Below are 20,293 nucleotides of genomic sequence, written 5' to 3'. Positions count from 1 at the left end.
ATTGTCAGGCTGAGCGAAGTCGAAGCCCTGTTCGTTATAAAAGCCCTTCGACTTCGCTCAGGGGGACATTAACTTATGAGGAAATCTGACAGGTTTTAAAAACCTGTCAGATTAAAAATTCTTCTTTATTAGTTTTGGTACTTACAACCCATAACTCTTATTAGGTTTACTACTCATATAAAACGTAATTTTTCCTCCGTTAATCACATCTGAGTGTTTTAAGAAAGGTTTGGAAAGTAATTTTCCGTTTAGAAGAACTTTGCTCACAAACACATTTTTATCTGATTGGTTTACCGTTTCTACTTCGAAATTTTTACCGCTTTCCAGATTAAAAATCGCATTTTTTACTAATGGACTTCCTAAAGCATATTCGTCAGAACCGGGGGCAACAGGGTAAAATCCTAAACTACTAAAAATATACCAGGCGCTCATTTGTCCGAAATCATCATTTCCTCCTAAACCGTCTGCTCCGTTGCGGTACATTTTTTTCAAAATCATTCTAATCTTGTCTTGTGCTTTCCACGGTGAATTGGTCCAGTTGTACAGATAAACTACATGGTGTGATGGCTCATTTCCGTGAACATAATTTCCGATGATTCCTTCTCTTGTAATGTCTTCTGTATTTTCGAAATATTTCTCCGGCAGATGCATATTAAATAAAGAATCTAAACGAACCTTAAATTTATCATTACCCCCCATTAATTTTATCATTTCAGCTGGGTCGTGCGGTACATACAAACTGTAATTCCATGAATTTCCTTCAATAAAACCTTGTCCGTGTGTATCTAAAGGATCAAATTCTTTTTTGAAAGTTCCGTCATTTAATTTCGGGCGCATGAAACCTGTTTTGGCATCATACACGTTTTTATAGTTTTTTGACCTTTCAATAAATTCATTATAAATTTCGGTTTTGCCTAATTTTTTAGCGGCCTGAGCAATTGCCCAGTCGTCATAGGCATATTCTAAAGTTTTAGAAACCGAAGCTCCGTTTTTGTCTTCCGGAACGTACCCTTTTTTCATATAAAATTCTAAACCGTCGTAATACGGAACTTTAGCGGTATTTACACAAGCCTGAAGTGCCTTTTCGGGATCAAAATTGGTATTTCCTTTTACAATAGCATCTGCAATTACCGAAACGGAATGATAACCGATCATACACCAATTTTCGTTGGCATAATGCGACCAGATCGGAAGCATTTTATGTACACTTTGATCTGAATGTGCCAGCATAGAACTGATCATATCTGAATTTCTTGCCGGTTGTACAATATTAAACAACGGGTGCAAAGCTCTATAGGTATCCCATAAAGAATAACTGGTATAATTACGGAAATTATCGGCTTTGTGTACATTCATATCCAAACCTTTGTACGTACCATCAAGATCCATGTACTCTGTTGGCCCTAAGAAAGAATGGTACATCGCGGTATAAAAATTAACCAAATCTTCTTTTTGAAGGGCTTCAATTTGAATTTTATTCAACTCTTTGTTCCAAACTTCCTGACTTTGCTTTTTAACACGTTCGAAATCCCAGTCCGGAATTTCTTTCTTCATGTTTTCAAGAGCACCAGCGGAACTCACAGGAGATAAAGCCATTTTAATTTTGATTTTTTCGCCTTCTTGAGTATCAAAATCAAAAAATAATTTCAGGTCACGTCCGGCCATTTCAGGAAAATTCTTGGTTTGATCAAATCTTCCCCAAAAACCTCTGTACACACTTTTTTCAAGGGTACCTTGTCCGTAACTCTTAATAGGTTTATTGAAAGACATGGCAAAATAAACCGTTCTGGTTCTTGCCCATCCGCTGGTTTGGCGATATCCTGTTATTAAAGTATCGTTTTCTACGCGAACAAAAGTCCACACATTCTTTTTATCGTAGTTGTAAATTCCTGAAGTTAAATCGAGAATAATATGTGCCTCATCTGACTTAGGGAAAGTATACTGATGCATTCCGACACGCGTTGTAGCCGTGAGTTCTGCTTTGATCTTATGATCTTCCAGAAGAACACTGTAATAGGCCGTTTCTGCTTTTTCTGTTGCATGCGAAAAGGCAGATCGATAACCTGACAAAGGCTTGGAGGCTGTTCCGGGATTCAATTGTAATTTTCCGGTTGTGGGCATAATTAAAAAATCTCCCAAATCAGAGTGACCTGTTCCACTAAAATGGGTATGGCTGAAACCTACAATTGTTTTGTCTTCGTATTGGTAACCGGCACAATATTTATAAACTTCGCCATTGTACTTCCCGTTTGAAGCGTAAGCAATTGTATCGGTTTCGGGACTTAGCTGAACACTTCCAAACGGAACTGTGGCACCCGGATAGGTATGCCCCATTTTGGCTGTCCCAATCATTGGATCAACATACTGAATCAGATCTTTTAAATCTGTCTTTTTTTTCTGTGCTTCGATAGTGTAAGAACCTGCGATCATCAAAAATGATGACAACAAAAGGGTTTTACGATACTTCACAGCTTTTAAAATGCTTGGTTTAATCATTCTTTTGGTTTTATTATTCGTTAGAAAGTTAATACTCCTCCATAGAGGTTGTTTGTGCATATATTCGAAATATTAATTAGAGTCACTTTCAATTAAAGAATTAATAAATCGACCGGTTCCTAAAATGCGATTACAGCACTCTATTTTACGCCCAAAAAACAATCCATTAACCTACTGAAAATCAATTACAAAATCGATTTAGTAACTCAGTCTTAAAGTTTTAATTTCCGGGTAGAAAAATACAATAAAATTGGTTTCTAAAAAATTAAAATGACTGTAAATTAAATCCCTTTTGAATATCTTGGTTTAGCATCAAGTCAAATAGTAAGAGTTAAGTAGTTTTTTTTCGCCACGAATTGCACCAATTTGCACTAATTTCTTTGTGAACTGTGCATTGGCTAATTCATTCTAATCCTTTAATCAGTGGCAAAAAATTCCCCACAAAGAATATCAATAATTAATTCGTGAAAATTCGTGCAATTCGTGTTCAACTTTAATTACACCTAAAATTACAATTTTTGCTTTAGGTTTTCTTTTACCTCATCAAACCATTCGTTTCTTAGAATACTCAAAACAATAGAATCACGACGGATTTCACTATTAGCTGTTGGCATGTGGCTGCGTAAAACACCTTCGACTTTACAGCCGATACTTTTCATGGCGGCAATACTTCTTTGGTTATTATTATCGGCACGAAATTCAACGCGTTCCATCCCCAACGTTTCGAAAGCGAATTGTAGCAGTAAAAATTTACAATGTTTGTTAAGTCCTGTTCCTCTAAAGGCAGAACCGTACCAGGTATATCCTAATTGCAGGGTTTTATAGTCCAGACTCATATCGTAAAAACGAGTTGAACCTGCATATTTCTGAGACTTTTTATCGAAAACAATAAAAGGAAATTCCTTTTGATTTTCTCTTGCTTTTATGGCAGACTGAATATAGTTAATCAGATTTTCTTTCCCATCGGCACCAACCAAAGAATATTTCCAGGTTTCAGGTTCATTAATAGAAATTTCCAATAGATTTTCTACATCTAATTCCTGTAGCGGACGCAGTAGAACGGAGTCGTCTTCGAGTATTATGGTGGAGGTAAAACTAAAATTCATTGCAGTATTTATTTTAGAAAATCGTTCTTTTTTAATTTAATGAAATCCGATTACTCACTCATTTCATCATAACGTTCCGGTACTTGTGGGTCGTACAACGGGCATTTGAATTCTTCCATCAGGCTTACCAGCTGATTCATTGTTTTGCCTTCGGTTCCGTAACAGTCGATTCGTACACTTTGTGGAGTGGTGATTACTTGAAATGCTCCTTTTCCTTTTGGATTTTTCCAACTGTTCTCATCGACTTTTTCCCATTGAGAAAATACCGATTTGATTCGGTTCATAATTACATCTACCGGAAGTTTTTCAAGTCCATTTACCTCTTCGTTCTCCACAAGAGCTTCATAAACTTCATGATGGTTCAGGTAAATTTCGTCTAAATATCTCCAAAAAAGTAATTCGTACATAATCTAGTGTTTTTTTTAAACCATATAAGTTATGTAAGTTCATTTAAATTGTTGGCGTTGTGCCTGAATGAACTTACATAGCTTATCGGATTAATATTTTTTTTTAGCTCCTATTAGAAGCGTAGCTGTTTAATTAGAAAGCTCTCGGTCTCAGTCTCAGTCTCAGTTTTCAGTCTCAACTGTGCTAACAAATCTCAGAAACTTTGTAACTCAGAATCTTTGCTAACAAATCTCAGAAACTTAGAAACTTTGCAACTCAGAATCTTTACAAAAGTTTGCAGTCGCAGTTTTCAGTCTCAACTGCGCGAACAAATCTCAGAAACTTAGAAACTTTGCAACTCAGAATCTTAAAAAAATTAATACTCGAAAGTACCGTACTCGCTGGTGATCGTTAATTTTTTAGCATCAGCAGCTTCTACTCTACCTACAATTTGAGCTTCTACATTGAATGCTTTTGAAATCGCGATGATATCCTGTGCAATGTCTTCCGGTACATAGATTTCCATACGGTGACCGCAATTGAAAACCTGATACATTTCTTTCCAGTCTGTTTTTGATTGCTCCTGAATTAACTTGAACAATGGTGGAACCGGAAATAAATTGTCTTTTATAATGTGTAAATTCTGAACGAAATGTAAAATTTTAGTTTGTGCTCCACCACTGCAATGCACCATTCCGTGAATTTCGTTTGGTGTATAGGTGTCTAAAATTTTCTTGATAATTGGCGCATAAGTTCTTGTTGGAGAAAGTACCAACTGACCTGCGTTTATCGGGCTGTTTTCTACTTCATCTGTTAAGTTAACCTGTCCGGAATAAATCAATTCTTCGGGAACTGCAGCATCGTAACTTTCCGGATATTTAGCAGCCAAATATTTCCCGAAAACATCATGACGTGCAGAAGTAAGTCCGTTACTTCCCATACCGCCATTGTAACTTTTCTCGTAAGTTGCCTGACCAAAAGAAGCCAAACCAACAATTACGTCACCCGCTTTGATGTTTGCATTGTCGACAACATCGCTGCGTTTCATACGTGCCGTTACGGTAGAATCTACAATAATGGTACGAACAACATCACCAACATCTGCGGTTTCTCCTCCTGTTGAATGAATGGTTACGCCAAAAGATTTTAATTCGTTGATTAATTCTTCTGTTCCGTTGATAATCGCCGAAAGCACTTCACCAGGGATTAAGTTTTTGTTTCTTCCAATTGTGGAAGAAAGTAGAATATTATCGGTTGCACCAACACATAATAAATCATCTATGTTCATGATTAAAGCGTCCTGAGCAATTCCTTTCCAAACCGAAATATCTCCTGTTTCTTTCCAATACATATAGGCCAAAGACGATTTTGTACCGGCTCCGTCTGCGTGCATGATTAGGCAATAGTCTGAATCCTGAGTTAAATAATCAGGAACAATTTTACAAAATGCTTGTGGAAATAAACCTTTATCAATATTTTTTATGGCGTTGTGTACGTCTTCTTTTGATGCCGAAACACCTCTTTGTGCGTACCTTTTGCTAGAATCTGAACTCATGAAAATTAGTTTGTGTTGATGTGGTGCAAAGATAATCAGTTTTTTTAATTCTTTGGTTGATTCAATTGTTTGATTCGCAAAAAAATTCGGCATGTTTTTAGGCAATGCCGAATTCTGCTATTAAATCTGGTTTTGAAACTTTTAGCATTCCTTAAATCATTCCCAATCGGGCATCGAACTTCCCGAAAACAATACCTGTCTGGAATTGGCAATACCGATACTGGTTTTTAAAATATTTTTCGCTGAAATACCATCATTAGACGTGTTCGTGAAAATTAATTCAGATTCATTAGGCGAATAGCGAACATCTAAATCATTTGTTCCCGATGTCTTCTCCGTTACAATCTGGGTCGAAGTCGACGTTAGAAAACTATATTCAAAAATTCTGCTATCTAACTGTCGGTAGGTCGAATTTTCAAATCCTGAAACATCTTTGGTATAAACGAGTTTTTGTCCGGTAACTGAAAAATTCACACTGCCCAACGCTCCGTCTTCTCCCGAAATAATCGATGTTGTTAGTACTCCCGACAAATTAATGATATAAATTTCAGCACCATAACCATCTGAATCATTTACTTTCAAAGCAATTTTCTTTCCATCAGCACTCCAATCACATTCTGATATAAACTTACCTGTTGGTGTTTGGTATATTTTTGTGAGACCACTTCCGTCACTGCTTATTTTGTACAATTTATCGAAATTGGGGTAAATCAGTTCACTACCGGAAGTATTCCAAGAGAAGCCTACATAATTTGAATTGAAGCCGGCTATAGGAACTGAACTGGTTACTTTTTTTGCTCCTGTTCCGTCTAAATTCATGGTATAAATATCATTTTGAGAGCCATTTGTTGCGATGTAAGCAATTTTATTGGCCTGATTATTTCTCCTTGGACGCCAACTGTTTTTGTCGGAACTGGTTAATTGGTATTGTTTCCCGGTATCATCGGCTGCATAAATTACATTATTATCGTTTACTTTTTTAACCAATAAATAGCGTGCCGTTGGAAATGCCATTGTCGTAAAGCTACTTAAAGCACTTAAAACGGGAGTATTTACACCATCTGTCACCTCAACTTGCCAATAATATTTTACACCGTAGAGCAGATCAGTCAAGGTTAGTTTTTTCTCTTTTACGGCGTCATAGATTTTTACGTCACTGTTTTTATTGTTCCTTACTGTTATTTTAAAAGTCAGTTCGTCTGCATCGGGGTCGGTTACGGTCCAAGTCAAATCTAATGGAATCACCTGCCCTGTACTATTATCTGTTGGTGCCGCCAATACCGGAACGGTTGGCGGTTTGTTGTTTGCTGTTGATTTTTTAAGTTCGAATACAATTTCTGCCGCTTTATTAGCTCCAACCGTCACTGCTTCAAACTTGGCAATATACCCGTCTTTTTGAGCCTGAAAAGAATATTCACCCACTTTGACGTTTGGAATAGTAAATTTTCCATCAGCACCTGTAAATACAATACTGGAAGTTGGACTCGAAAATACTTTTACGTTTTCCATAGGGGTAAAAGTATCTGCTGAAACTACTCTTCCTGAAACCGTTCCAAACTGAGATTCGTCTATTTTTTCTTCACTGCATGCCGTCAAAAACAATAAAAAAAGTACGCTTGCTATTTTGTATAAATACTTCATTATTCATTTGTTTTTAAGTTTAAACTTCCTGCTGTCTCCTCCTTTATTTTAACGTATAGAGCACCCTCTTTTTTCGAATGCAACTCCATAGCTCCTTTTAGTTTTTCTTACTTGCTTTATTTTTATTTTTAGCAAAATAATAGGTCAGACCTAATCCGAATTTATAATAGTAATCGTCTCGGGTTCCAGCTTTTATATAATCGACATTGTCGCTAAAATTTACATTTTGTTCTGCGAATACTTTTATTCCGATTCTTCTCGATGCTAAATATTCAAGACCTAAACCGTATTGAAATTTGCCGTAAACGTTTTCAAATTTTCGATTCATCGCATATCCGCCACCTCCGTAAACATAAGGCGTAAACCGGTCTCGGGGCAGTATAATCCATTCCAGATTAAGATCGAAGGTGATGTAACCAACGTCGAGTAAGTTTTTATTGGCAAGATTTACCACGTTTGTGGAAGCACTGATATCTAAACTGGGAGAAATAAAAAACTTCAACGCTCCTCTACCAAAAGGTCTCACAATTGGATTGGCATAATCACCGTCCATTAATGTTCCTCCACCGGAAATTTCCATGGCAAATTTACTTCTGCGTTCTTCTAAAAGTCTTCCGTAAAGTGCCGTTGCTTCTGCTGTTTCGGTTTCTTTACTGTAGGCTTCCAACAGCGCATCAACTTTTTCTTTTGGTGCATCGGCCTGCCAGATATTGTCTTTAATTCCTTCTAAAACCAAAGATTCTACCGCTTTTTCTATCGCTTCTGTCACGGCCATATGAACCGGTTCATTAGTAGTATAACCGGTTTCTACTTCCAAAAGTCTTTTAAAATTCACATATCTAAATAAACTTTCATCAATTGCCTGTGATAAAATAGTCTTGGAAACATAAACTGATTTTAAAATTTTTCCATTGGAAGTTGAGATCATCCGCAAATAAACCGTCACCCGATCCTGACGGTATTTAACCGAACCTCCGGCTCCAAAATAACGCGCTCCAAAACCTCCGGTAATAATATTCGAATCGTACGAAACGATACCGCCTTCCAGTAAAACTCCGGCATACAGCAAAGGCGTTAATTGTGGTTCATTTGGATTTGCATTTTTAATATACTCCTGGCGGGTAGCCCGAATTAGATTTCGTTCCTGAAGTAAGTTGCCTATATTCTCCCTTTCGATAGGAATAAACCATTTGGAATCTTCAAGTGCTTTAATCAAAATTGAAGTGGCACCCTGAGTGACCGCCGTACTAAAGCTGCTTCCGTTTTCCTGCGGTTTATATTGTCCGGTCTGGTCTCTGAACTTATAGACTCCTACTATGACTGGTTCTTTTGGTTTAGGCAATTCTTTTAATAAGGAGGTCGCAGGCGTGCTCTCACCTAAAGTAGCTTTTTCTACTCCTGTAGGCTGATTGAAATAGGCACCGCAACCGGTAAAAAGAATTCCGACTAGGATACATAAATAGTGATGCGATCTCATGTTATTGATTTGGGATAATTACCTGAGTCTGCTCTCCTGTATTGGTATCTAAAATATTAAGTGTTAAACCATCTGCTGACGGGTAAACATCTATTGAAAAGCTCCCAAAAGTATAAGATCCTTCTTTGATTCCGTCTGTACCAAATTGCTGTTTGTAGAGTGTACTGGAAATCTGACTCAATAATTGCGAATTTAAATTGGCTTTAAATCGCTCTAAATCGGTTTGTGGGGTGGTATCTACTGTTTTATCCTTTTGCTTATTTTGGGCTTCTGCACTACTTAAAAGCCATTGATAATTAAAGGTATCTCCTCCAAAAGCCGGATTGACAGGTTTATACACCAAGGCCTGGGCTCTTATAGACAGAGGGATCAGAAATACTACTATTGCGGTGGTTAAAATAAATTTCATATCGCTAATAATAAAGTTAATACTGAGTGAAATATTTGCTTTGTTTTTCTTTCTCTTTAAAATAGGCATAGGTCGCGTTTACAGATTCTTCTGCGACAGCATCTAAAAAATCATCATCGGGTCTGGCTAAAAATTCATAAATAACTTCATTATCAATGGTAATTGATATGGAGGTATTTCGTGCAAAACTATATTCTTCGCCTATTGTTACTATTTTTTCAGCATTTATTCCAATATCATTGTATCTGTAATAATAGCGATCGTAAAAATCCTTTCCTATTTTAGTTTTCGTATCGTCTGTAATGATACCTCTCAACTCAAACCCGTCTACAGGGAGAACTTTCACATCATCTTTTTTTTTTCATCCCCAATCATCACACGATCTTTTGCTATGATTTGTTTATTTTCATCATAAAACAATAACAAAACTATTACTTCATCATCGGGTTCCAGATTTACCTGGGCAGTAGACAATTTTTTAATTTCGCTTGGCTGGAGGGTAAAAATCCCTTCCTGAGAATTATTAGACTGATTATTACTTTTATTATTATTTTTTATAGCAGACAATCTATAACTGGCACTTCTAATTACTTCTGTGAGATTTTCAGCACTGGCCGTAATTTTTACGTTTCCTTCTATTTTTTCAATCTCTATTTTTGCCTTTATTTTATCCTGAGGAACCTGTCCATAGGATATCGTGGTAAAGACAAGTAATAAAAGGGTTATATGTCTGTATAAAAAATGCATACTTACTTATTTATAAGAATTAATGAGGCACCATTTCCGGTTTGGGTAATCTTCATGTTTTTTGACATGGAATTGGTTCCGATACTTTTAATATTTTGATTATCTCCATTCTGAATCATCTGCGTATTTACCTTATAATTGGTATGCAAAGTGAAGTCAGAAATAGCATTGTCATTCCCTTTTTGGATAATATTCTGCGTAATTGTTTTTGCATTTTTGTCTAAAAACAATTCGTTGTTATTCCCTTGCTGATTAACCGAAACTTTTACTTCTGTTGCTTTTAAATTGGCGTTTACGGTATTATAATCTCCAATCTGTTGTATCTGAACTCCCGATTGGATTCTTGCATATAAATCATTCTGCGCTTTTTTATCCAAAGAAGAAATCACACTCAGCGCCACTTCTTTTGTATTAAACACAGAAGAACTGTATGGTCTGAAATAAGGACTGTCTTCTTTCTCCTGCGCATAAAATGCGGACGAAAAAAGCAAAAGCAAGACACTATTTAAAATGTAAGTTTTCATCTTTACTCTTTTAAAATTAAAAAATGAGATAGTCGTTCTACGACTATCTCATCTATTTCATTCCTTACATTCCTGATTGTGTCACCAAGATCGTATTTGAATTTCCTTTTGAGAAAGAAATACTACTGTGAGAAGCTCCTGTTTGAGTTACAGTTGCTTTGTTGTAATCTCCAATTTGTAGTGTGTTTTCAGTCAATTTAGTACCAGTTTGAGTACTTTTTGCTTCATTTTCATTTCCATATTGATAATGGTTGGAAACGTTTTTATCCGCTGCAGAAGTACCGGTTGGAGAAGTTTGAGTTTGCCAAGATTTGTTTTTAACTCCACCTTGACTAGCATAAGCTACATTGTTATCTCCATTTTGAGTTTGGGTTGCTTCGTTTTGGCTGTGAGGAGCAAACGGAACACTAACTGCTGCTGCATACCCCAATTGAGTAGCATTGAAAGGAAGTCCGGTTGGTTTTTCGTTTCCTGTTGTACCCTGATCTACGGTAGCTGAATTATAGTTTCCTGTTTGAGTTTGAGTTGCTTTATCCCATCCTCCAAGAGCTGAAGCCGGTGGTGCTATCTGATCTTGCCAGATAGTTGCGCCATTACTGTTTCCTGTTTGAGTTTGATACGCTTTGTTATCATGATTACTTTGAGAAATAAATGCACCATTGTTGTCTCCTTTTTGTTTTACATCTGCCATATTACTTTTAGCATTGTAAACTCCCGGCATAATACCTTGATAAACTTCTGATTTATTGGTATTTCCTAATTGATCAATTGTAGAAGCATTCGTTTGTCCGTTTTGATTTACGATACCTTGGTCAGAGTTACCAACCTGATTTACAGAAGAAGTGTTTCCCTGAGCAAAAGCTGCTGCACCTACAAATAGCATCGCGGAGATGCTTAAAATTACTTTTTTCATAATAAATATATTTAATTGGTTATTAATACAACTTATTATGTAGGCTAAAGCGAATCTTGGGGTGAAATTCTTTAAGAATCTAACATCATTTGAAAACAAATTTTTGCACTTATTTTCTCTTTTCTGATTCAAAATTAGAAAAAGTTACCCAAACAAAAATCAAGTACAAATACCTATTTTACAATACATTAACGTCTTTTCGATGAAATGTAACACTATCTCGACGAACTACTATTTTTGTTATTTTGGGTCGTCAGAAATTAATTACTTATTGCAATTTCCTTACATTTAATCCAAAACATTTGTTAAAATTAAAAAATAACCGACTTAATTTTAACATAATCGCAAAAAAGCCTGTCTTTTTGAGACAGGCTTTAAATAAATGTTCAGCAAATGTTATTTTGTAAACAACAATTCTCTGTATTTTGTTAATGTCCAGCTTTCATCATCTACCAATAATTCTAATTTATCACAGTGATTACGAATATCTTCAAAATAGGGTTTTACTTTATCGCAGTAGGCTTCTGCCATTTTTTGCGCATCTGTTAACTGGTTGGCTGTTTTTCTTTCGTTGGTCATCGCCTCAACTTTAGAATTAATTCCTTCAATGTGACCGGAGATTTCTTTAATCAAAACAATCTGCTCTTTTGCAATGGTTTCAAATTCTTTTCCGAAGATTTCTTTTAATCCTTTTACGTTTTCAATCAAGGTATTTTGATAACGAATTGCAGTAGGAATTACGTGGTTTCTCGAAATATCGCCCAAAACTCTTCCTTCAATCTGAATTTTTTTGGTGTATTCTTCCAATTCAATTTCGTAACGTGCTTCTGCTTCGATGTGATTTAAAATTCCCAATTCACTAAACAAATCTAAAGCCTGTTTAGAGACTTTGGCTTTAATGGCTTCAGGCGTAGTTTTAAAATTACTTAAGCCTCTTTTTTTGGCTTCTTTTTCCCAGGCCTCGCTATAACCGTCTCCTTCAAAAAGTATTTTTTTGGACTGTTTGATGTATTCTCTTAAAACATTAAAAATAGCATCGTCTTTTTTCATGTCTTTTGAATCGATCAACGAATCTACTTCTTTTTTAAAGTCTATTAATTGTTTGGCAACAATAGCATTTAGTGTAGTCATCGCGTTCGAACAATTGGCAGTTGAACCCACCGCTCTGAACTCAAATTTATTTCCTGTAAAAGCAAATGGTGATGTTCGGTTTCTATCGGTATTGTCTAAAAGAACATCCGGAATTTTACCAACCACATTCAGTTTTAAATCTGTTTTTTCTTCCGGTGATAATTTACCGGTAGTTACACTCTCTAATTCGGATAATACCTTTGTCAATTGTGCTCCGATAAAAACAGAGATAATGGCAGGCGGTGCTTCATTGGCTCCTAATCTGTGGTCGTTACTTGCTGTTGCAATAGAAGCTCTCAACAAAGTTTCATTATCATTCACCGCTTTAATTGTATTGATAAAGAAGGTTAAAAACTGTAAATTACTCATTGGCGTCTTACTCGGACTTAACAAGTTTACTCCCGTATCGGTTGCTAATGACCAATTGTTGTGTTTTCCGGAACCGTTTACTCCTTTAAATGGTTTTTCGTGAAATAATACTTTAAAATCATGACGCTCTGCCACTTTTTGCATCACGTCCATCAATAAAGAGTTATGGTCTACGGCAAGATTGGTTTCTTCAAAAATAGGCGCTAACTCAAATTGGTTAGGTGCTACCTCATTGTGACGGGTTTTTACCGGAATTCCCAATAACATACATTCTTGCTCTAAATCTCTCATATAAGTTAAGGCACGAGTCGGGATAGAACCAAAATAATGATCGTCTAATTGTTGCCCTTTTGCCGAAGTATGTCCCAACAAAGTTCTTCCGGTCATCATTAAATCCGGACGGGAATTTGCCAATGCTTTATCTATAAGGAAGTATTCTTGTTCCCATCCTAAAGTAGCGGTTACTTTTTTGACATTTTTATCAAAATATTTACATACTTCTGTTGCAGCCTCATCCATAACAGACAATGCTCTTAACAACGGAATTTTATTATCTAAGGCTTCCCCTGTATAAGCTATAAAAACGGTTGGAATACATAAAGTGGTACCATATATAAAAGCGGGAGAAGTAGGATCCCAAGCAGTATACCCTCTGGCTTCAAATGTATTTCTGATTCCTCCGTTCGGAAAACTTGAGGCATCAGGTTCTTGTTGTACCAATTGTGCGCCTCCAAATTTTTCAACAGGATCACTGCCATCATAAGAGGTTTCAAAAAAAGCGTCGTGTTTTTCTGCAGTTGTCCCCGTAAGTGGCTGAAACCAGTGTGTATAATGTGTTACTCCTTTGGCAAGAGCCCATTCTTTCATTCCCATGGCAATATAATCTGCCAGTTTTCTGTCTATTTTAGTTCCGTGCTGAACGGCGTCTCGTACCCCTTTTAAAGCATCCGAAGTTAAATATTGCTTCATTGCTTTCTCATTAAACACATTTGAACCAAAAATGTTAGACTTTCTGTCTATTTCCTCAAAATGTACCGGCTTTCTTGTAGAAGCTTCTTTTAAAGCTTGGAAACGTAATGTTGACATGTATATAATTTTAAAAATTCGTACTCATTTTCACTAAAAAAAAGAAAAACAAATATAACGAATTAAACCCCCTGTTTGAAACTTAAATCCCAGAATTTTATCCAACGATTTATCAACAGAAAAAGCATTTTACCAAGAATAATTAATTTGAATTGAATAAATATAACAAAACACCGCAGTATTCTTCATTAAACAAACATTTTTTCGCAATTCAGCAGACAGAAAATTCAATAAACAACCCCAATTTTTACGAATTTGCCTTTTTAAGCCTTTAAAAATGCTTTTTACAAAATACACCCCTATCAAAATTATGCTTTTCTAAAAAATTATAGTCATTCAAACAAAATAGCCCCCTAATTTTCAGGAGTAAAAAAATAAATATATCTTTGACCCAGCGAAAAAACAAAAAAACAAAAATTTATATTATTATGGCTAAAATTAAGTTAGAGTACATTTGGTTAGATGGATATGAACCAACTCAAAATCTAAGAAGTAAAACTAAAGTTGAAGAGCACGAAAATTTCAAAGGAACATTAGAAGAACTTGGAAACTGGTCATTTGATGGTTCGTCAACTAAACAAGCTGAGGGAGGTTCTTCAGATTGTCTTTTGGTTCCTGTTGCCATTTATCCAGATCCAACTCGTATTAATGGATACTTAGTTATGTCAGAAGTAATGTATGCGGACGGAAAGCCACACCCTTCTAACGGTAGAGCTACGATTGATGATGATAATGATGATTTTTGGTTTGGTTTTGAACAAGAGTATTTCATCATGGATACTAAAACTTTATTGCCATTAGGTTTCCCTGTTGGAGGTTATCCTGCTCCACAAGGTATGTACTACTGTTCTGTTGGTGGAAAAAACACACACGGAAGAAAATTAGTAGAAGAACATGCTGATTTATGTATTGCTGCGGGAATTAACTTTGAAGGTATTAACCAAGAGGTTGCTTGTGGACAATGGGAATTCCAATTATTCGCTAAAGGAGCTAAAAAAGCCGGTGACGAAATCTGGATTGCCAGATACTTACTGGATCGTTTGACTGAAAAATACGGTTACTATATCGAATACCACCCAAAACCACTTGGTGATACGGACTGGAATGGTTCTGGTATGCATGCTAATTTCTCTAACGAAGTTTTAAGAACATGTGGAGATCAGGCTACTTACGAAAGAATCTGTGAGGCTTTCAGACCTGTTACTGCTGAGCACATCGCGGTTTACGGAGCTTACAACGACTTACGTTTAACCGGTAAACACGAAACAGCTTCTATTCACGATTTCTCTTATGGAATTTCTGATAGAGGAGCATCAATCAGAATCCCTTTAATTACAGTTCAAAAAGGTTGGAAAGGTTGGTTAGAAGACAGAAGACCTGCTTCAAACGGAGATCCATACAAAATCGCAGCAAGAATTATCAAAACTGTAAAGTCAGCGTTGTAATTCATCGCTTAAATTATATTCAAAAGTGCCATCAAAATTGATGGCACTTTTTTTTTAGCCGTTTTCATTATCTAAACCTAACAGGTTTTAGAAACCTGTTAGGTTTTTAAAAACGATTCGTTGTCAGTTCGAGCGAAGTCGAAAACCTTTCCACCTTAAACCTAACAGGTTTTAGAAACCTGTTAGGTTAAAAAAAACGATTCGTTGTCAGTTCGAGCGAAGTCGAGAACCTTTTCATCTTAAACCTAACAGGTTTTAAAAACCTGTTAGGTTTAGAAATAACTTTTGAATAATTACTTTTTAAGTTTAATTTCAAAAACTATCTTTGTAAATCACTAATAAATAGCATCATGACAGTCTGGATTCTCTTCTTGTTAGCCGTAGTTTTTATTTTAGCTTTGGATTTAGGTGTTTTCAATAAAACGCCACATATTATTAGTACCAAAGAAGCCAGCAAATGGACCCTGATCTGGGTAACGCTTTCTTTTCTGTTCTCCGGAGTAATATACTGGTTGTACACTACCGACTATATTTCAAATCCCGACAATCTGAAACCTGCTGTGGCTTCAATGAAATTCATCACAGGATATTTAATTGAATTGTCCTTGAGCGTTGACAATATTTTTGTGATTGCTATTATTTTTGCTTCATTCAAAATACCTCAAAAATACCAACACCGCGTTTTATTCTGGGGAATTTTAGGTGCGATTGTCTTCCGCGGACTAATGATTTTCTTTGGTGTACTATTAATTAATAAATTCACCTGGACGACTTATGTATTTGGTGCTTTCTTGCTTTTTACCGCCATCAAAATGTTATTCTCGCGTGAAGAGGAAGATTTCAACCCCAAAGATTCTTTCGTATACAAAACCTTAGGAAAAATTATTCCGATCACTTCCCATATGGATCATGAGCGATTTTTCATCCTGACCGACAAAGGAAAAAAAGCCGCTACCCCCCTATTTGTTGCTTTGATCGTCATTGAAGTTATGGACGTACTTTTTGCCGTAGACAGCGTTCCGGCAATCCTGGCCATCACATCTGATCCGTTTTTAGTGTTTAGTTCTAATATTTTCGCGATTCTCGGATTGCGTTCAATGTATTTTTTCCTGGCCAATATGCTGGAAAAATTCAGTTATTTAGAATACAGTTTGGTGGCTATCTTAGCTTTTGTGGGATTAAAAATGCTGCTACATCATTATATCTACATTCCAGAGTGGGCTTCTTTAGGGTTTATCGCACTCTCGCTTTTAGTTGGGATTTTGGTTTCTTTGAAGTATGGTAAAACCAAGGAAGCTGTAGAAAAAGAAAAATAAGGTTTGCATCTGTATTTAGAGATACAAAAAAAGGAAATCTTACGATTTCCTTTTTTTATGTAAAAACTAAACTCTTAGTTTAGTTTCTTAACATTACTATCATCAATATTATATTTTTTAATAACTGCATTGTAATCTAAGTAATCAGCTTTGCTAGTTGATTTTTTCGCATTAATGTCGTCGTCACCTGGAATAATAACAATTCTAAATGTTTTCTTTGTTGTAAAGCTAGAAGGCAACCCAGACAGATCACTCAGACTACCCTTAATAAAAATTCTAACATTATTTTTGGAAAAAGTAAAATTATACTGGGCAGTTTCTGTCCCATTACTAAAGTAATATATCTGAGGTAATAATGCCCATCTATCAGCCTCATTTGAAGCACTAACTAACTCATACACTAGAATATTATCTCCCGACAACATTCCTGTTAGCGAAACATTCTTATCATAATTTGGACCAACAAAGTCAGTTGTAGTTTCAGTAACAAAAGCAATTGGAGCATCAAATCCATTTTGTCCCGGAGGCCCTTCAGGTCCTTCACAACTAGAAAACACAATTAATCCAACAACTGCGAATAAGGTAAGTATCTTTTTCATAATTTATATATTTTTAAGTTTCTATATATAAAGGTATTCCAAAAACCAAACCAAAAAAAGCGATTGAGGGTATTTTACCTTAATATTTTTTGCTATTTCTCATTATTTCTTGCTAACTACCTGATTTTTAAGTAGTATTTTATTAAAAAACAACACATGGTACGGCAATGAATTCTCCCAATAGTCCCAAGTGTGTGCTCCGGGGCGTTCGGTATAGTCATGATCTACTTTATTGTAAACCAATCTGCGGTGTAATTCTCTATTGGGCTCAATCAGAAAATCGTTAACACCACAGTCTATAATTAAAGGTAGCTTATTGGCTTTTAGTTTATCTGTCATCGCCAATACAGAATTCTGCTCGTACAATTCCGAATTACTGCTTTTATCACCAAAAACTGGCTGCATTAATTTTATCACCTGAGTAGAAGAATCCCTGTTGAGCATCGCGCTCATGTCTACTGCCCCACTCATGCTTCCGGCTGCACAAAACAAATCAGGGTGCCTGCCGGAGAGATACAAAGCACCGTGTCCGCCCATAGAAAGCCCTGTAATGACACGACCATTTCTATTGCTTATCGTTCGGTATGTTTTATCTACTTTCTGAATCACTTCCTGCGTGATAAAAGTCTCAAACTGACTTTCTTTGTTCATAGGACTATCCAGATAGAAACTAAATGTTTCTCCTTCGGGCATTACAATAATCATATTGTATTGGTCCGACAAATTTTGGACTAGCTTTTTATTCGGAGTGTTTTTCAACCAGTCACTAAAATGACCGTAGGCACCATGCAATAAATACATAACGGGATAGGTCGATTTGCTTTTAGCATAGGTATTTGGCAATACAACGGCGGCTTTGTAGGTCTTGCCCATCGCTGTACTTGCAATTTGTAAAGTATCTACTTTTGCAGCATAACTCACTGAGGTGATGCCTACAAGAAATACTACTACTAGAGCTCTGATCTTTTTCATATTGGTGTTTTTTTTGATTAGGGATTGTAAATATAACTTTTTCCAGGTAAAAGATTATTTGTGTGCGTGTTTTTTAACCGCAAGGGTCGCAAAGGGTTAACGTAAAGTTGGCTGAGATTTTTTATTCTGGAAATGGTTGCTTTTTTTTAAACTACAAGGGTAGCAAAAGCATAATTTTAGCTCGTGGAATCGTAAGGTTTTTTTCTCTGGCGAGCGAGCAGATTAAGCAGATTTATTTACCTTTTATCAACGCAACAAAAAAATCTGCCAAATCTGCGTGAAAAAAAATCAAGCACCTAAAAAAGTCTTTACTTGATAATTATCTTATGTTCATTACGGTACTGCGAGGCGCTTTTACCCGTATATTGCTTAAATGATTTGCTAAAGTGACTAAAGTTATTAAAACCACTTTCGTAGCAGACTTCATTTATGGTTATTGGTTTTTCCGCCAAAAGTTTTGAAGCATGAACCAAACGATATTCGTTTACAAATTCTGTAAATGTTTTGCTGGATATTTTCTTGAAATACCTGCAGAAAGAAGGCGTAGTCATACTCACTAAACTCGAAACTTCATCTATGGCAATCGATTCCTGGAAATGATCCTTAACATAATTAAAAACCACATTTATCCGGTCACTGTCCTGTGCATTTAATTCAAGAGAAAAACCATTAGCATTAAGCACTGTATATTCCTCTGAAGATTCTAACTCATCCAAAATACTCAGGAGTGTTAATAAACGTTCGAAAGGAAGCTGATCCCCCATCATTTCAATCTTTTTTCCAATATTTTTTTTAGTCTCCCCGCCAAATGCGATTCCGGCGTTGGCTTGGTTAATGACACTTAACACCCTTTTCATTTCGGGAGCGACAAAAAAATCATTTCCTAAAAATTCCGGTTTAAGATGAATCACGATTTCGTTTTTATTTCCTGTTTGTTCATTAGTAAAACCGCAATGAGGCATATTCGAACCGATTAAAAGTAAATCTCCATTTGTATAATACGAAATATGGCTCCCAATTTGTCTTTTTCCTGCTCCTCCGTTTATATAAACCAATTCAATTTCAGGATGATAATGCCACAAATGTGTTTTGCTATTGGTCTTTTCAGCATGTTTCGTATAGGTAAAAGAACTTCCGTATGAATTGGATATTATTTCAAGAGTCGGAACGATAGTCTTCATGCTAAGGATTTTAAAAAATAATAACAAATTTAACAAAAACGCCTAACATAATTTATATTTTAACCTATATCGGTTTCGTAAATAAGAATATAGTGCAAAAAATCCAAAATAGCCAAAGCTAAATAATCGTCGAAATAGTCATTTTTTTTGCATCTGATTTTTTATCACTACTTTTTTTTTACAAATCGTATTTAATCTGCTTATTTTATACAAATACGGTAATTTTTGTAAGAAAGTTGGAAGAAAAAATAAAACACTATATTCAATAAATAATTAAAAAATAATTACTCAATCAACCAAAACACCTACAATACTTTAAATTTTAACCTATAACGGTTTCGTAAATGAGAATACAGCATATAAATCAGTCAATAGAGTTGTGCAAAAAAAATTAAAATCGAAGTACTTTAGCAATAGAAATACAAGCATGGTAACATGCTGGTAGAGTTTATACTGCATAGTATAAAACGAGGTTTGATAGTTAGTAAAGTTTAAAAACATTTAATTGTTTTTCAAAACAGCTCTTTGTGGTTACTGAGCTGTTTTTTTATGCCTTATTTGGATCAGCTTCAAAAGGATCAAAACATATTGTTGTGGAGGAACAAATATCTTGTAACTCTGTAATTTCGAATCAAGTTAAAAAGTTGTGAAATAATTTTTAGAAATTTCTTTTGTTAGAAGTAGCAGATCATATACTTTTTGGCCAGAGCCTTTTATTAAGTACCTTATTTTCTAACTTCTCGCTTTGATGATCTCGCAAAGACGCCAAGCCGCTAAGTTTTTTCCTGTTTTTAAGTTCCACCTTTCTGTTTTCTACTTTCTCGCTTTGGATTTCTAAAAATAGTATAGAGTCTCAAATTTTTTTTCTGTTTTTTCATTAAAACTTTGCGATTTTGCGACTCTGCGAGATTTTTACTTCCCCACAACTTTAGGACTTGA

Annotated in this window: 17 protein-coding genes; 2 read left to right on the top strand and 15 right to left on the bottom strand. The window is 35.6% G+C overall.

Going from position 1 to position 20,293, the window contains the following annotated elements; all coding sequences use genetic code 11:
* Positions 1-141: 141 nt before the first annotated feature.
* The 12 genes from LNP23_RS12290 to LNP23_RS12235 form a co-directional block, all read right to left on the bottom strand.
* Positions 142-2,496, bottom strand: coding sequence for a GH92 family glycosyl hydrolase (locus LNP23_RS12290; protein ID WP_230005118.1), 2,355 nt, complete (start codon positions 2,494-2,496; stop codon positions 142-144).
* A gap of 509 nt (positions 2,497-3,005) precedes the next feature.
* A complete protein-coding gene (locus LNP23_RS12285) occupies positions 3,006-3,602 on the bottom strand; it encodes a GNAT family N-acetyltransferase (RefSeq protein WP_230005117.1) in 597 nt (198 codons plus the stop codon).
* A gap of 50 nt (positions 3,603-3,652) precedes the next feature.
* Entirely contained in the window at positions 3,653-4,009 is a 357-nt protein-coding gene (locus LNP23_RS12280) for a hypothetical protein (protein WP_230005116.1), read from the bottom strand.
* Positions 4,010-4,365: 356 nt separating this feature from the next.
* A complete protein-coding gene (locus LNP23_RS12275; RefSeq protein ID WP_230005115.1) occupies positions 4,366-5,544 on the bottom strand; it encodes an AIR synthase related protein in 1,179 nt (392 codons plus the stop codon).
* Between the two features lie 156 nt (positions 5,545-5,700).
* Complete coding sequence (locus tag LNP23_RS12270) at positions 5,701-7,185, bottom strand: carboxypeptidase regulatory-like domain-containing protein (RefSeq protein ID WP_230005114.1); 1,485 nt, start codon at positions 7,183-7,185, stop codon at positions 5,701-5,703.
* 97 nt (positions 7,186-7,282) lie between these two features.
* Positions 7,283-8,662 (bottom strand): CsgG/HfaB family protein, encoded by a 1,380-nt coding sequence (locus LNP23_RS12265; protein WP_230005113.1) that lies wholly within the window; start codon positions 8,660-8,662, stop codon positions 7,283-7,285.
* A gap of 1 nt (position 8,663) precedes the next feature.
* The gene (locus LNP23_RS12260; RefSeq protein ID WP_230005112.1) at positions 8,664-9,071 is read right to left on the bottom strand and encodes a curli production assembly/transport component CsgF; all 408 of its coding nucleotides are present in this window, start codon (positions 9,069-9,071) and stop codon (positions 8,664-8,666) included.
* Positions 9,072-9,087: 16 nt separating this feature from the next.
* A complete protein-coding gene (locus LNP23_RS12255; RefSeq protein WP_230005111.1) occupies positions 9,088-9,417 on the bottom strand; it encodes a CsgE family curli-type amyloid fiber assembly protein in 330 nt (109 codons plus the stop codon).
* On the bottom strand, positions 9,414-9,818 hold the full coding sequence (gene csgH, locus LNP23_RS12250) for a curli-like amyloid fiber formation chaperone CsgH (RefSeq protein ID WP_230005110.1): 405 nt from the start codon (positions 9,816-9,818) through the stop codon (positions 9,414-9,416). Before csgH ends, LNP23_RS12255 begins: the two co-directional genes overlap by 4 nt.
* Before the next feature lie 2 nt (positions 9,819-9,820).
* Positions 9,821-10,342 (bottom strand): hypothetical protein, encoded by a 522-nt coding sequence (locus LNP23_RS12245; RefSeq protein ID WP_047775668.1) that lies wholly within the window; start codon positions 10,340-10,342, stop codon positions 9,821-9,823.
* A gap of 64 nt (positions 10,343-10,406) precedes the next feature.
* The gene (locus LNP23_RS12240; RefSeq protein ID WP_047775666.1) at positions 10,407-11,255 is read right to left on the bottom strand and encodes a hypothetical protein; all 849 of its coding nucleotides are present in this window, start codon (positions 11,253-11,255) and stop codon (positions 10,407-10,409) included.
* 396 nt (positions 11,256-11,651) lie between these two features.
* Positions 11,652-13,841: a glutamine synthetase III family protein gene (locus tag LNP23_RS12235; RefSeq protein WP_047775665.1), complete on the bottom strand. Its 2,190-nt coding sequence runs from the start codon at positions 13,839-13,841 to the stop codon at positions 11,652-11,654.
* A 428-nt stretch (positions 13,842-14,269) separates the two neighbouring features.
* Here LNP23_RS12235 and LNP23_RS12230 point away from each other — a divergent pair, with 428 nt between their 5' ends.
* Both LNP23_RS12230 and LNP23_RS12225 read left to right on the top strand, forming a co-directional pair.
* Positions 14,270-15,286 (top strand): glutamine synthetase beta-grasp domain-containing protein, encoded by a 1,017-nt coding sequence (locus tag LNP23_RS12230; protein WP_047775796.1) that lies wholly within the window; start codon positions 14,270-14,272, stop codon positions 15,284-15,286.
* 350 nt (positions 15,287-15,636) lie between these two features.
* Positions 15,637-16,602 (top strand): TerC family protein, encoded by a 966-nt coding sequence (locus LNP23_RS12225; protein ID WP_230005109.1) that lies wholly within the window; start codon positions 15,637-15,639, stop codon positions 16,600-16,602.
* 74 nt (positions 16,603-16,676) lie between these two features.
* Here the strand turns inward: LNP23_RS12225 and LNP23_RS12220 are convergent, their stop codons facing one another.
* The 3 genes from LNP23_RS12220 to LNP23_RS12210 all read right to left on the bottom strand — a co-directional run bounded on the left by LNP23_RS12220 (position 16,677) and on the right by LNP23_RS12210 (position 19,354).
* Positions 16,677-17,201, bottom strand: coding sequence for a hypothetical protein (locus LNP23_RS12220; protein WP_230005108.1), 525 nt, complete (start codon positions 17,199-17,201; stop codon positions 16,677-16,679).
* A 102-nt stretch (positions 17,202-17,303) separates the two neighbouring features.
* Positions 17,304-18,173 (bottom strand): alpha/beta hydrolase, encoded by an 870-nt coding sequence (locus tag LNP23_RS12215; protein WP_230005107.1) that lies wholly within the window; start codon positions 18,171-18,173, stop codon positions 17,304-17,306.
* Positions 18,174-18,481: 308 nt separating this feature from the next.
* Positions 18,482-19,354 carry an AraC family transcriptional regulator gene (locus tag LNP23_RS12210; protein ID WP_230005106.1) on the bottom strand — a complete coding sequence of 291 codons (873 nt, stop codon included), beginning with the start codon at positions 19,352-19,354 and terminating at the stop codon, positions 18,482-18,484.
* Positions 19,355-20,293 lie beyond the last annotated feature (939 nt).

Source organism: Flavobacterium cupriresistens, from assembly GCF_020911925.1.
GTDB lineage: Bacteria > Bacteroidota > Bacteroidia > Flavobacteriales > Flavobacteriaceae > Flavobacterium > Flavobacterium cupriresistens.
Note: the sequence above shows the minus strand (reverse complement) of the source record. Positions and strands in the feature narration are given on the sequence as shown.

Bases quoted from the DNA above. Each gene is read 5' to 3' on its own strand.
- LNP23_RS12290 (WP_230005118.1), bottom strand. From the start codon at position 2,496: ATGATTAAACCAAGCATTTTAAAAGCTGTGAAGTATCGTAAAACCCTT.
- LNP23_RS12285 (WP_230005117.1), bottom strand. From the start codon at position 3,602: ATGAATTTTAGTTTTACCTCCACCATAATACTCGAAGACGACTCCGTT.
- LNP23_RS12280 (WP_230005116.1), bottom strand. From the start codon at position 4,009: ATGTACGAATTACTTTTTTGGAGATATTTAGACGAAATTTACCTGAAC.
- LNP23_RS12275 (WP_230005115.1), bottom strand. From the start codon at position 5,544: ATGAGTTCAGATTCTAGCAAAAGGTACGCACAAAGAGGTGTTTCGGCA.
- LNP23_RS12270 (WP_230005114.1), bottom strand. From the start codon at position 7,185: ATGAAGTATTTATACAAAATAGCAAGCGTACTTTTTTTATTGTTTTTG.
- LNP23_RS12265 (WP_230005113.1), bottom strand. From the start codon at position 8,662: ATGAGATCGCATCACTATTTATGTATCCTAGTCGGAATTCTTTTTACC.
- LNP23_RS12260 (WP_230005112.1), bottom strand. From the start codon at position 9,071: ATGAAATTTATTTTAACCACCGCAATAGTAGTATTTCTGATCCCTCTG.
- csgH (WP_230005110.1), bottom strand. From the start codon at position 9,818: ATGCATTTTTTATACAGACATATAACCCTTTTATTACTTGTCTTTACC.
- LNP23_RS12245 (WP_047775668.1), bottom strand. From the start codon at position 10,342: ATGAAAACTTACATTTTAAATAGTGTCTTGCTTTTGCTTTTTTCGTCC.
- LNP23_RS12240 (WP_047775666.1), bottom strand. From the start codon at position 11,255: ATGAAAAAAGTAATTTTAAGCATCTCCGCGATGCTATTTGTAGGTGCA.
- LNP23_RS12235 (WP_047775665.1), bottom strand. From the start codon at position 13,841: ATGTCAACATTACGTTTCCAAGCTTTAAAAGAAGCTTCTACAAGAAAG.
- LNP23_RS12230 (WP_047775796.1), top strand. From the start codon at position 14,270: ATGGCTAAAATTAAGTTAGAGTACATTTGGTTAGATGGATATGAACCA.
- LNP23_RS12225 (WP_230005109.1), top strand. From the start codon at position 15,637: ATGACAGTCTGGATTCTCTTCTTGTTAGCCGTAGTTTTTATTTTAGCT.
- LNP23_RS12220 (WP_230005108.1), bottom strand. From the start codon at position 17,201: ATGAAAAAGATACTTACCTTATTCGCAGTTGTTGGATTAATTGTGTTT.
- LNP23_RS12215 (WP_230005107.1), bottom strand. From the start codon at position 18,173: ATGAAAAAGATCAGAGCTCTAGTAGTAGTATTTCTTGTAGGCATCACC.
- LNP23_RS12210 (WP_230005106.1), bottom strand. From the start codon at position 19,354: ATGAAGACTATCGTTCCGACTCTTGAAATAATATCCAATTCATACGGA.